This window comes from Undibacterium sp. 14-3-2, assembly GCF_016595265.1.
Lineage (GTDB): Bacteria > Pseudomonadota > Gammaproteobacteria > Burkholderiales > Burkholderiaceae_D > Undibacterium > Undibacterium aquatile.
Genome location: NZ_JAENGS010000001.1, coordinates 528,235 through 540,159 on the forward strand (window position 1 = coordinate 528,235; position 11,925 = coordinate 540,159).

An 11,925-nucleotide genomic window follows, 5' to 3' on the forward strand; every position below is an offset into this window, starting at 1 on the left:
GAAGCAAGGTTCATAAAAATTTAAATTTTCACGACGAATACAGACTCATGCCAGATCAATGCCTTACCACAACGCCTGCAAGCGGCCGTACTGATGATATTCAGCTCAATATCACTGCGGAGAAGATCCTCGTATTGCGTGATGCGTTCGGCATGTTGGCGGATGTTGAAGTTGTCGCGGAAACTGGCTCGACGAATGCTGATCTGCTGTCCCGATTGGGCGAATTGAATAAGCCGGTACTGCGCGTTGCCTTGCATCAGACTGCCGGTCGCGGGCGCGCAGGTCGTAGCTGGCAATCGGTGCCGGGTGGCATGCTGATGTTTTCGCTTGCCTGGCCATTGAGCCGGGAGACACACGCACTGATGGGATTGCCGTTGGCGGTTGGTGTTGCTATCGCAGACGTATTACAGGCACTCGATTTACCAGTGCAACTGAAGTGGCCGAATGATATTTTACGCGACGGAAAAAAGCTGGCAGGTATACTGATCGAAAGTGCCGCCAAAAAAAATGGCGGCACCTGGATTGTGGCTGGCATCGGTCTGAATCTGCAGTTGCCCGAGGCATTTGAAGCCAGCCTGGGGCGTGCAGTAGCAGATGCGCCGTGGCTGGCACGGATGGATAGAAATGCTTTGCTTGCGCATTTGCTGAACGCCCTCGCAAAGGCTTTCGAGCAGTTTGACCAGCACGGTTTTTCTGCGTTTCAGGTGCGTTGGAATGCGCTGCATGCCTACGCGAATCAGGAAGTGCAGATCATTGACCACGGCCAGATATTGCAGCGTGGTATCGCCACCGGGGTTGATGTCAGCGGCCGTCTGCTGCTGCAAACTCTAGCCGGGCAAATACCCGTACTGGCGGGTGATGTGTCGTTGAGACCAGTCGATACTGTTTGAGATACCCCCTGCGATTGCACAAACAATGAAAGAAGAATAGACATGCTATTACTGATTGATGCCGGCAATACCCGCATCAAATGGGGCATCCCCCAGTTAGCGACAGCGTTGACTAACACCTTACCAGACTGGCTGATAATGGATTCTGTTGCACATACAGAGATTGCCACCCTGGCTGAGCGCTGGCATCCATGTCCGGTCACCAGCGTGCTGGTGTCGAATGTCGCGGGTGAGGGTGTTAAAGCACAGCTCAGCGATATATTGGCGCGTATTTTTCCCGCGCTGCAACCATATTGGCTGGCATCGCAAGCACAGCTGGCCGGTCTGAAAAACCAATATCGTCATCCGCAGCAACTGGGTTGTGATCGTTTTGCCTCAGCGATTGCAGCGCATTATCTGTATCCGCAACAGAATCTGATTGTGACAACCTGCGGTACTGCGACGACGGTTGATGCGGTCAGTGCGGATGGTGTGTTCACTGGCGGTATGATTTTGCCGGGCTTGAAACTGATGGCGGAATCGCTGGCTCGCAATACAGCACAATTGCCGCAGGTTGCAGAAAGCATCAGGGTCCATCAACCATTTGCCGACAATACGGATCAGGCGATCGTCAGCGGTTGCATACATGCGCAGACTGGAGCGATCACACTGGCTTATCACGCCTTCGCCGAGGAACAGAAAACAGCGGTGACGTGTCTGATCTCCGGCGGTGCCGCGCCTTATCTGTTGCCCCATCTGGATTTTGATTGCCAGCATATCCCCAATCTTGTCTTGACTGGACTGTATGTCGTGGCACAATCAAGCCCGAGCTGAATTCACCTACTTATCATCATGCTGCGATTTTTTTTCTGGAGTTTATTGGTCTTGAACGCATTTGCGCTGGCGTTCAATCTTGGCTGGCTGGGACATTGGTCATTGGAGACGCATGAGCCGGAACGCCTGAAAAAACAGCATCACGTCGATGAACTGGTACAGATTTCCGCCAGTGCAGCGATGACCGCAGCAGAGCCTGTGCCGGAAAAAAAAGCTGAAATCATCGCTTGTCTGGAAATCGGGAATTTTCCTCAGGCCGAGGCGCCGAAGATAGAAGAGAAGTTAAAGACGCTGGCTTTGGGTGATAGACAGTCAAGGCTGAATGTCAGCGATATCGGCACCCACATGGTGTACATCCCGTCTCAGGGCAGCAAAGATGGTGCGGATAAGAAAGTAGGTGAATTGCGCCGTATCGGCATTACTGATTTCTTCGTGATACAGGAACAAGGCACCTTACATTGGGGAATTTCACTCGGCATTTTCAAGACTGAAGAAGCGGCGAAATTACATCTGGCCAATCTGAATAATAAAGGGGTACGCACTGCCCGCATCATGCCGCGTACCGTGACCACCTCTAAATTTGCATATCAGCTGCGGGCGCTGAATGGGGATGAAAAGACGAAGTTTGATGCGATTAAGGCACAATTCCCTGCACAGGAAACCCGCAATTGCCAGAATACGGCCTATAGCAAAAGCTGATCTTCATTCGCATTTTGAACAGGGGTTTTTATGATCTGATTAAGCGCCCGCCGTGGCGCTTTTTTATCACCTTTTGTTCCCGTGGCGCAAAGCTAAGTAGTATTCGCTCTTTATCCTCTTCTGATTAAAATCTCACCGTTCATTCTCACAACATGAGAATGCAGGCTTGATATTCCGGAGTCTGCTGTTAGCATGGCATAGCTTCTTTTGAAATGTCAGCGATGATCAACTTATTTCCTTCTGCACCTGTACATGACGTCCGGCTCGATGTGCCATCCGGTGAGAGGGTGTTGCAGGTTCTTGCTTGCGTCGCGCGCGCAGGACAGGCACTCAGCGCCAGAGAATTGGCTGCACAAACCGGAATACCACTGAGCAGCTTGTACCGGCAAATTGCCATGCTCAAAAAGTGGGGACTGTTGCAGGAACATGTGCACAACGGGCTGGCAGCACAGAGCGGATTATATGAGCCTGGGCCAATGACGGTGCAGCTTGCGTGGGGCTTCGATCATCATTCCCATCTGATGCAGCAAGCGCGCGAAGAAATGCAGCAATTGCTGGAGCGTTCCGGCGAAAGCGTAGGCTTACTGATTTATCTGCATGGGCAGGTAATTTGCCTCGATATGCTGGAAAGTCCGCAGGCTTTACGCTGTTCGTTCACGCGTGGCAGCACAGGGCCGACGGCGCGCGGCGCATCGGCCAAAGCCTTATTGGCCTGCTTGCCGCCCGCCGTGTTGGATGCCCAACTGGCGACTCAGCAATTGGATGACGCAAGCGTCGCTGAGCTGAAACAACAACTGCTAGAGATCGCCCGGCAAGGATATGCGGTCAGTCAGGATGAAGTCGATATTGGCGTCTGGGGCGTCAGCGTGCCAGTGATCTCAGGCACGGCGAAAGCCGAGGCGACCCTGTCACTGATGGCACCGACCAGCCGCGCCCTGCCGCATAGCGATGAATTGATACGGCTGACGCAGGCGGCTGCGGCAAAGATCAGTCAGCGTCTGCGATTCGAAAGCCGTATCTGAATCTGAACAAATTATATCGACAGTGCCGTTACCATCGCTAACATTACCTCCATCGTCTTAGCCATTTTTGAAAGCTTCCCATGCATCCCGCATTCCATTTTCAACCAGGCCACGTGCCTTTACTGATTTCCATGCCCCATGTGGGAACGACGATACCGACCGAAGTCGCCGCGCAGATGCTGCCGGTGGCGCAAGAGAAAGCGGATACCGACTGGCATTTACCTTTGCTTTACAACATGGCGCAGGAGCTGGGCGCATCAACGCTGATAGCGGAACATTCGCGCTACGTGATTGATCTGAATCGCGCGCCGGATAATGCAAATCTGTATCCGGGGCAGGACACCACAGGCTTGTGTCCCATCGATACGTTTGCCAAGCAGCCTTTGTATCTGCCGGATCAGCTACCGACGGAAGCTGAAATTCAGCGTCGCATCCAAACGTACTGGCAACCATATCATCAGCAATTGCAGACAGAGCTTGCCCGCTTGCTGCGTCAGCATCGCAGAGTGGTGTTGTGGGATGCCCACTCCATTGCGTCAGTCGTTCCGCGCTTTTTTGATGGCAGCTTACCGGATCTGAATTTTGGTACCGCTGACCAGAAATCCTGCGCCCCCGCATTACAGCAAAGGCTGGCCAACTGCCTGCAATATTCCGCTGATGCGCAGCGTTACAGCCATGTATTCAATGGTCGTTTCAAAGGTGGCTATATTACGCGTCAGTACGGACAACCCGCACAGCACATTCACGCAGTGCAATTGGAAATGAGTCAGCGTGTGTATATGAACGAAGCGGCACCGTATGCGTATCGTCCTGATCTGGCGCAGCAGGTGCAGGGGTTGCTGCGGCAATTGCTGCAACAGTGCATAGACTGGGCGCATGAAACGGAGATCGCATGACCACGCTGTTTGCGCACAACGCGTTTTTGCCGCAAGGCTGGGCAAAGAATATCCGCCTGCAGTGGGATGCACTGGGCGATATCCAAAGCATAGAGATGGATACCATAGTCAGACCCGGCGAACCGCAGGTGACTTACGTGTTACCGGGCATGTGCAATCTGCATTCCCACGCATTCCAGCGCGCCATGGCTGGCATGACCGAAATTGCCGGTGACAGCAAAGACAGCTTCTGGACCTGGCGCGATCTCATGTATCGCTACGCGCTGCACATCACGCCAGAGCAGATACAGGCGATTGCCGCACAACTGTATGCAGAATGTCTGCGGCACGGTTATACAGCAGTGTGTGAATTCCATTATCTGCACCGTGACCCTGCGGGCAAGATGTATGCGAATCCGGCGGAAATGGCGCTATGCCTGATCGCCGCCGCCAGTCAGAGCGGCATCGGCATGACCATGCTGCCGGTGTTGTACAGCTACGCTGACTTCCATGCAAAGCCGCTGCGTGATGATCAACGTCGCTTTGCAACGAGTGTCGATGACATATTGCTGCTGGTGCAAAATCTAGAAGCCAGCCGCAGTCATCAGGTGGAAGTTGGCGTTGCGCCGCATTCACTGCGCGCGGCCAGCATAGGCCAGATACGCGAGCTGCAACAGGCAATGCCCACCGGGCGGCCAGTGCATATCCATATCGCAGAGCAGATGAAAGAAGTCGAGGCTTGCCTCGCTGCCAGCGGCCAGCGCCCGGTCGAATTGCTTCTGGAGACCGATCTCGTTGATCAGCGCTGGTGCCTCGTGCATGCAACCCATCTGACGTCAACTGAAGTCGCCGGCATCGCCGCCAGTGGTGCCGTGGCCGGCATTTGCCCGACCACCGAAGCGAATCTGGGTGATGGCTTTTTCGATTTACCGGATTACATCGCCGCCGGTGGACGTTTTGGCATCGGCAGCGACAGCCAGGTTTCGCAAAGCGTGGTCGAAGAATTGCGCTGGCTCGAATATGGTCAGCGTCTGCGTTTGCAAGGCCGCAATATTGCCAGCAACGCGCAGCAAAAAAAGATCGGTGATTTTCTGTGGCAATCCGCGTTACAAGGCGGCGCGCAAGCCAGCGGGCGCAGACTGGGCAAACTCGCCTCCGGTTACCGTGCCGACTTCGTCGTGCTGGATGATGCGCATCCGAATCTGGCCGGAATTTCCAGCAGCGATGTCCTGAATACCTGGATCTTTGCCGGAAACGATACGCTGGTGCGCGACGTTTATGTTGGTGGCAAACAAGTCGTCAGCAATGGCCGCCACTGCCAGCAAGTGCAGATTGAAAACGCCTATGTCAATTGCATGCGCGAGTTGCGCAAGCTGTGATTTTGCATTTTTCCTTGCTGGAAGCGAAAAATATACTGGGGGGGAGTATTTTTAAACCTCCTTATTTTCTGCTGAGATTAAGGCGGTTTTTGTGCATACTCCCCCAATTTTCAGTCAATGAATAAGGTCGATGTGCAATCAATATGCCATTATTTCTCAGGGCAAATGTCGGAGGCGAAAGGCGTTTGCTCCAGCACCAGGCGCATTGTTTGTTCCAGCAAAGTGGAATCCGGGCGCAGCGGTTCAGGCACGCCGACGGCCTGAAATCCTTCCCGAACATAGAGTCGCATTGCGGCGCTGTCGCCGTATGTCACCCCTAATTGAACAAGCTTGGCGCATCTGGATCTCGCCCAGAGAATTGCTGCTCTGAGCAGCGCCGCTGCCATGCCTTGTCCCCGATATTCTGGTGCCACCCACACCTGAAAAATATTGACGACGGAAGTGTCAGTGGCATCCTCTTTCGCCCACAGCAAACCAGCAAATTCGTTTTTAACGCCCGAGATTTCCGCTATTAACGGGCGATCTTTACCTGAGCTTGTTGCCAGCAAGAGTCGCGTTGCCCAGACATCGTCAGGACGATCTTTTTCTGTTGCGAGTGTGCTGCCAAAGGCGTCTGGCGCGTCGGCAAGAGAGCGAAGTCTGATCTGCCTATATTGTTGCCATTCTTGTGCGGTTAAGGGGCGTACGGTGTAAGACGTGGGTGAAGATGTCATCGGTTGATCTCAGGTGCAAGGGATGTGTCGCTGCTTGGTTTTTCGTGCAAAGTAGCGGCACAGACGCAGGTTAAAGTGCACCAGCCAGACAAAACCAATCTGCTGGCAAGCGGTGGAACCGAAGTCAGCGAAAGTCAGGCGAATCAAGCCAGCACTGAAGTGCTTGTGGCGCACTAATTCGTCGCTAAAGAATAAATATACTCCCTCCCAGTATTTTCAGACATCCTTATTTCATAAAGGGATAAGGATGAAAAAGCCACATACTCCCCATTTTTATTGATATTGTCGATGAACTTCCGCGATCTTCTTGTGGGTGAATTCACGCTTTTTTATTGACCACATTCTGCGTTTCGTCGGCGTATTCATCATTTCGTCACAAACTCTCGCAAAACAATGAAAATTTGTTATGCTTCATTTCTCGTTTAATAAGAGAACAAGCATTTTCTGTCATAACGGGGTGCACGCAAAACCGCCTTTCCGGCGTGACGGTGCATCAGTGGTACTGATCGCTGTTATCGATGTCAGCCTGGTATCAGAGATCAGAGAAATAGAAGAGAAAAGTTCAGAAGTAGTGAAGTTGACCGTTTAACGACTAATGGAATAAATCAATGAAACTCAAACCAATTTGCCTTGCATTTGCCCTCGCGTTTACTGCTGCGACTGCAATGCCTACCCTTGCAGCAGCGCCAAAAGCGGTTGTTGCAGCAAAAGCGACTGCATACACTAGTGTTGAAGGCATCACGGAATACCGTTTGCCTAACGGCTTGCGCGTATTGCTGGCACCGGATGCATCAAAACCAACCACCACTGTCAACGTGACTTACCTCGTTGGTTCACGCCATGAAAGTTACGGCGAAACCGGTATGGCGCATTTGCTTGAGCACATGGTGTTCAAGGGCACCAAAGACCGTGGCAACATCATGCAAGAGCTGAGCAAGCGCGGCATGCAGTTCAATGGCACCACGTTTTACGATCGCACCAACTACTTCGAAACTTTCCCTGCCAGTGAAGATAATCTGAAATGGGCGCTGGAAATGGAAGCCGACCGCATGGTCAATTCCAAAGTGGCGCGGGTTGATCTCGATACCGAATTTTCTGTCGTCCGCAATGAAATGGAAATCGGTGAAAACAATCCGTTTGGCGTGCTCTGGAAGCAACTCAGTGCGGCCACTTTCGACTGGCACAACTATGGACACAGCACCATCGGTGCACGCTCTGACGTCGAAGGCGTAAAGATCACTAACCTGCAGGCGTTTTACCGTAAGTTCTATCAGCCGGATAATGCTGTGCTGATGGTGGCCGGTAAATTCGATGCGGCAAAAACCCTGGCGCTGATTGAAAAATCCTTTGGTGTCATCGCCAAACCGACGCGTGAACTGAGCAACACCTGGACCCGCGAAGCGCCACGCGATGGTACGCGTGAAGTGACCGTGCGCCGCGTCAGCGACCAACAACTGGCTGCCGTACTGTATCCGACATCTGCAGGCAGCCATGCTGATGCTGCGGCTGTCTCTGCTTTAGGTGAGATTCTGGGTTCTTCACCCAATGGCCGTTTGTATAAAAAGCTGGTGGAAAGTAAAAAGGCAGTGAGTGTCGGTGAAATTACCTTTCAGCTGGCAGAGCCTGGCTATGCTATGTTCTTAGGCATCATGAGTAAAGATCAGAATGTCGCTGATGTGAAAGCGAGTCTGATTGAAACTGTCGAAGGGCTGGCGCAAGAACCGGTCACCGAAGCCGAATTGAAGCGGGCCAAAACCAATCTGTTGAATGCGTTGGAAAAAACCATCAACGATCCGCAACGTCTGTGCGTCAGTATGTCTGAATCGATTGCATTGGGTGACTGGCGCATGTTCTTCATTGAACGTGATCGTATCGAAGCATTGACGGTGGCAGATGTACAGCGCGTCGCACAAAATTATTTTAAAGCCGACAACCGCAGTTATGGTCAGTTCCTGCCAGTGGCAAAACCTGATCGCGCTGAAATTCCGGCGGCACCGGATGTTGCCAAACTGGTCGAAGGCTACAAAGGCCGTGCGACTGTGGCGGCAGGCGAAACCTTTGATGCCACCGCTGTCAATATCGATAAACGCACAGAAAAACTGACGCTGAAAAATGGTGCGAAAGTTGCGCTGTTGAGTAAAAAAACGCGCGGTGAAACCGTGAATGGCAATCTGAGTCTGCATTTTGGCGATGAAAAATCCCTGTTCGGCAAAGTCGCTGTTGCCGATCTGACTGCCGATATGCTGATGCGCGGTTCCGGCAAATTCACCCGTGCCGAACTCGATACCAAACTCGGTGAGCTGAAAGCTAAATTACGTATTTCCGGTGCAGGTCAGAATCTGAATGTCAGCTTTGACACCGTGCGCGCTAACCTGCCTGCCTTGCTGGATCTGCTGCGTGAAGTTCTGCGTGCCCCGACTTTCCCGCAATCTGAATTCGATTTGCTGGTCAAAGAAAATCTGACGCAGATAGAATCTGGTAAAAACGAGCCACAAGCGGTTGCAACACGTGCGATGGGCGCGTTGAAAAACAGTCTGTATAAAAAAGGCGATATTCGTTATCAGTCTTCTTTCAATGAAGCGATGGAAGAATACAGCACTGCAAAACTCGACAGCGTCAAAGATTTCTACAAAACCTTCTATGGTGCAAACAGTGCCGAGTTTTCTCTGGTCGGTGATTTTGATGCGGCAGAAGTCAAAACGAAACTGGCCACCGTGCTTGGCGACTGGAATAGTCCAGCGAAGTATGTTCGTGTTCCCAGCCTGAATCTGAATGCAAACGGGCAAGCGAACAGCATAGAAACTCCGGACAAAGCGAATGCGTTTTATCTGGCATCACTGCCGTTTGAACTCGATGACCAGTCGCCCGATTATCCAGCGTTGCGCGTTGCCAATAATATCCTCGGTGGTGGTATCAAATCACGTTTGTTCAATCGCCTGCGTCAGAAAGAAGGCATCAGCTACGGTGCTGGCAGTTCACTGAGCGTGCCGAGCCTGGACAAAAACGCAGCGGTTGTTTTGTACGCAATGTACGCACCGCAAAATCTGGCGAAATTACAAACCGGCGTGAAAGAAGAGCTGGCCTTGTTAGTCAAAGATGGTGTGACGGCAGCAGAATTGGCGGACGCGAAGCAGTCTATTGCACAGGAAGGCAATATCCGCCGTGCGCAAGATCCGGCATTAGCAGGCAACCTGCGCGGCCAGTTATATGTTGGTCGCTCTATGGCATTTGATGCTGAGGTCGAAGCGAAAATTGCCGCACTGACGCTGGACGATGTGAATGCAGTGATACGCAAATACGTGAAACCAGACAGTTTTGCCCATTTCTATGTCGGCGATTTTGCTGGCGCAGCGAAAAAAGCAGCAGCCGCGAAGTAAGTTTTTTTGAGGGCATAACGCGACAGAAAATTCTGCTCGCGTAACTGTCAGTGGAAATATAAAAAAAGCGCAGTGTGATTTTCCACACTGCGCTTTTTACATGCTGAACCAGATTGAGCCAGATTATTTCTGACGCAATCTCGCAGCGGCTTCGCGTAACATAGTCTCGGTCGTGCTCCAGTCCACACAGGCATCGGTGACGGAACAGCCGTATTTAAGCTGCGATAAATCGGCAGGAATTGCCTGATTGCCCGCGACGATATTCGATTCGATCATGACGCCGACGATAGCGTCATTGCCGTTGGCGATCTGGTTCACCACATCGGCCATCACCAATGGTTGCAGTTCCGGTTTTTTGAAGCTGTTGGCATGTGAGCAATCAACCACGATATTCGGCGGCAGCTTCGCTTTCACCAGTGCCTGCTGCGCCATCGCCACCGACACCGTGTCGTAGTTCGGACGATCACCACCGCCACGCAACACGACATGGCCATATTGATTGCCGCTGGTGCGTACTATCGACACCTGACCCTGACTGTTGTAACCGAGGAAGGAATGCGGATGTGATGCCGACAGAATCGCATTGATGGCGATGCTGATATCACCGTCGGTACCATTTTTAAAGCCAACCGGTGTCGACAGGCCGGACGACATTTCCCTGTGGGTCTGCGATTCTGTCGTACGTGCGCCAATTGCTGTCCAGGCGATCAGATCACCCAGGTATTGCGGTGAAATCGGGTCGAGTGCTTCGGTACCGGTTGGCAGGCCGAGTTCGCAGACGTCGAGTAAAAAGCGACGCGCTTTTTCCATGCCTTCATCGACACGGAAAGAATCATCCAGATACGGGTCGTTTATATAACCTTTCCAGCCGGTCGTGGTACGTGGTTTTTCAAAATAGACACGCATCACCAGCAACATCACATCGCTGACTTCTGCCTGCAACGCTTTCAGACGACGCGCGTAATCCAGACCCGCCACCGGATCGTGAATGGAGCAAGGGCCGACGACGACGAACAGACGTTTGTCTTTGCGATCAAGGATATTGCGCAGGGCTTCGCGGCTTTGTTCGACGACATTACCTGCCGCTTCCGTGAGCGGCAAACGTGCGTGCAGCTCTTCCGGCGCAGGCATGTGGTCAAACGAGACGATGTTGATATTTTCGAGTGCGGTAGTGGTCATGGTGGCAGTAAGTAATGAAAAACCTGATGCCTATTATGACTTAATTTGCTGCTCTGCCGCAAAACTTGCCTATTTTCAGGGCAACGTGGTGTCGAGTGCGTGGCACAATAGTGCTTTGCACTTTTTGAAAATTGGCAATAACAATGCTTAGTCATGACCAGATTCAGGAGTTTCAGACTCAGGGTTTTTTAGTTTTACCAGGATTGGCAACGCCGGATTTTTGCGAACAAGTGATTCGCTTTGCAGAGCAACAATTAGCGGCTGATGTACAGCCCATAGAATATGAGGCGGATACCCGCTATCCCGGTGCACCGGCGTCGCGCGAGGCCGAAGGTGGGCATACCGCACGTCGTTTGTTGCAGGCGTATTCACGTGATCCAATACTGGCAAAGTGGGCGACCGGCGCGGCACTGGCGCAGCCATTGCTGCAATTACTTGGCAATGGTGCGCTGATGTCGCAAGCACATCACAATTGCATCATGACGAAACAACCGCAGTATTCCACGGCAACTGGCTGGCACCGTGACAGTCGCTACTGGCATTTTGCGCGCGCCGAACTGATTTCAGCGTGGCTGGCGTTACGACATGAAACGGTGGAAAACGGATGTCTGCTGGTGATACCGGGATCGCATCAGCTTCAGATCGATGCATCGCAATTAGACACTGCCCAGTTCTTACGTGCTGATTTGCAGCAGAATCAGGATTTGTTGGCACAGGCGCGTCCGGTGATTTTGCAGCAAGGCGATGTCTTGCTGTTTCACAGTAATCTGTTTCATGCTGCTGGAAAAAATCTGACCACGGCAGGTAAATTTTCTATGGTATTCACTTATCGGGATGCGGCAAATGTGCCGGAAGCAGGTTCGCGTTCGGCGAGTTTGCCTGAAATTCCTTTGTGATATAAAAAGTGTATAGTCAGCCTTTGCTGTGCTTCACAGTCCATTGCCATATACCGTTGCAGAATGTTGTTACATGCATACA

General features: G+C 52.1%; 11 protein-coding genes. 9 read left to right on the top strand and 2 right to left on the bottom strand.

All coding sequences use genetic code 11. The features are described 5' to 3' along the window. Positions 1-47 precede the first annotated feature (47 nt). The 6 genes from Undi14_RS02325 to Undi14_RS02350 all read left to right on the top strand — a co-directional run bounded on the left by Undi14_RS02325 (position 48) and on the right by Undi14_RS02350 (position 5,678). The gene (locus tag Undi14_RS02325; RefSeq protein ID WP_234030366.1) at positions 48-890 is read left to right on the top strand and encodes a biotin--[acetyl-CoA-carboxylase] ligase; all 843 of its coding nucleotides are present in this window, start codon (positions 48-50) and stop codon (positions 888-890) included. 42 nt (positions 891-932) lie between these two features. Beyond that, the gene (locus Undi14_RS02330) at positions 933-1,703 is read left to right on the top strand and encodes a type III pantothenate kinase (protein ID WP_200177774.1); all 771 of its coding nucleotides are present in this window, start codon (positions 933-935) and stop codon (positions 1,701-1,703) included. Between the two features lie 51 nt (positions 1,704-1,754). After that, entirely contained in the window at positions 1,755-2,402 is a 648-nt protein-coding gene (locus Undi14_RS02335; protein ID WP_186896243.1) for an SPOR domain-containing protein, read from the top strand. A 212-nt stretch (positions 2,403-2,614) separates the two neighbouring features. Continuing rightward, a complete protein-coding gene (locus Undi14_RS02340; protein WP_370589865.1) occupies positions 2,615-3,424 on the top strand; it encodes an IclR family transcriptional regulator in 810 nt (269 codons plus the stop codon). Positions 3,425-3,504: 80 nt separating this feature from the next. Then, positions 3,505-4,320: an N-formylglutamate deformylase gene (gene hutG / locus Undi14_RS02345; RefSeq protein WP_200177776.1), complete on the top strand. Its 816-nt coding sequence runs from the start codon at positions 3,505-3,507 to the stop codon at positions 4,318-4,320. Continuing rightward, a complete protein-coding gene (locus Undi14_RS02350) occupies positions 4,317-5,678 on the top strand; it encodes a formimidoylglutamate deiminase (RefSeq protein ID WP_200177777.1) in 1,362 nt (453 codons plus the stop codon). Before hutG ends, Undi14_RS02350 begins: the two co-directional genes overlap by 4 nt. Positions 5,679-5,827: 149 nt before the next feature. Here the strand turns inward: Undi14_RS02350 and Undi14_RS02355 are convergent, their stop codons facing one another. Then, the gene (locus Undi14_RS02355) at positions 5,828-6,391 is read right to left on the bottom strand and encodes an N-acetyltransferase (protein WP_200177778.1); all 564 of its coding nucleotides are present in this window, start codon (positions 6,389-6,391) and stop codon (positions 5,828-5,830) included. Positions 6,392-6,415: 24 nt separating this feature from the next. On the opposite strand from Undi14_RS02355, the gene Undi14_RS02360 reads away from it, so the two are divergent. Further along, complete coding sequence (locus tag Undi14_RS02360; RefSeq protein ID WP_200177779.1) at positions 6,416-6,568, top strand: hypothetical protein; 153 nt, start codon at positions 6,416-6,418, stop codon at positions 6,566-6,568. 431 nt (positions 6,569-6,999) lie between these two features. Further along, entirely contained in the window at positions 7,000-9,768 is a 2,769-nt protein-coding gene (locus tag Undi14_RS02365) for a pitrilysin family protein (RefSeq protein ID WP_200177780.1), read from the top strand. 123 nt (positions 9,769-9,891) lie between these two features. Here Undi14_RS02365 and Undi14_RS02370 read toward each other — a convergent pair whose 3' ends face one another. Further along, on the bottom strand, positions 9,892-10,947 hold the full coding sequence (locus Undi14_RS02370) for a 3-deoxy-7-phosphoheptulonate synthase (RefSeq protein WP_200177781.1): 1,056 nt from the start codon (positions 10,945-10,947) through the stop codon (positions 9,892-9,894). 143 nt (positions 10,948-11,090) lie between these two features. Between Undi14_RS02370 and Undi14_RS02375 the strand changes: the two genes are divergently transcribed. Further along, entirely contained in the window at positions 11,091-11,843 is a 753-nt protein-coding gene (locus tag Undi14_RS02375; RefSeq protein ID WP_200177782.1) for a phytanoyl-CoA dioxygenase family protein, read from the top strand. Positions 11,844-11,925 lie beyond the last annotated feature (82 nt).

Excerpts from the sequence above, each read along its gene's own strand:
- hutG (WP_200177776.1), top strand. The coding sequence starts at position 3,505 with ATGCATCCCGCATTCCATTTTCAACCAGGCCACGTGCCTTTACTGATT.
- Undi14_RS02365 (WP_200177780.1), top strand. The coding sequence starts at position 7,000 with ATGAAACTCAAACCAATTTGCCTTGCATTTGCCCTCGCGTTTACTGCT.
- Undi14_RS02340 (WP_370589865.1), top strand. The coding sequence starts at position 2,615 with ATGTCAGCGATGATCAACTTATTTCCTTCTGCACCTGTACATGACGTC.
- Undi14_RS02370 (WP_200177781.1), bottom strand. The coding sequence starts at position 10,947 with ATGACCACTACCGCACTCGAAAATATCAACATCGTCTCGTTTGACCAC.
- Undi14_RS02355 (WP_200177778.1), bottom strand. The coding sequence starts at position 6,391 with ATGACATCTTCACCCACGTCTTACACCGTACGCCCCTTAACCGCACAA.
- Undi14_RS02350 (WP_200177777.1), top strand. The coding sequence starts at position 4,317 with ATGACCACGCTGTTTGCGCACAACGCGTTTTTGCCGCAAGGCTGGGCA.
- Undi14_RS02375 (WP_200177782.1), top strand. The coding sequence starts at position 11,091 with ATGCTTAGTCATGACCAGATTCAGGAGTTTCAGACTCAGGGTTTTTTA.
- Undi14_RS02330 (WP_200177774.1), top strand. The coding sequence starts at position 933 with ATGCTATTACTGATTGATGCCGGCAATACCCGCATCAAATGGGGCATC.
- Undi14_RS02325 (WP_234030366.1), top strand. The coding sequence starts at position 48 with ATGCCAGATCAATGCCTTACCACAACGCCTGCAAGCGGCCGTACTGAT.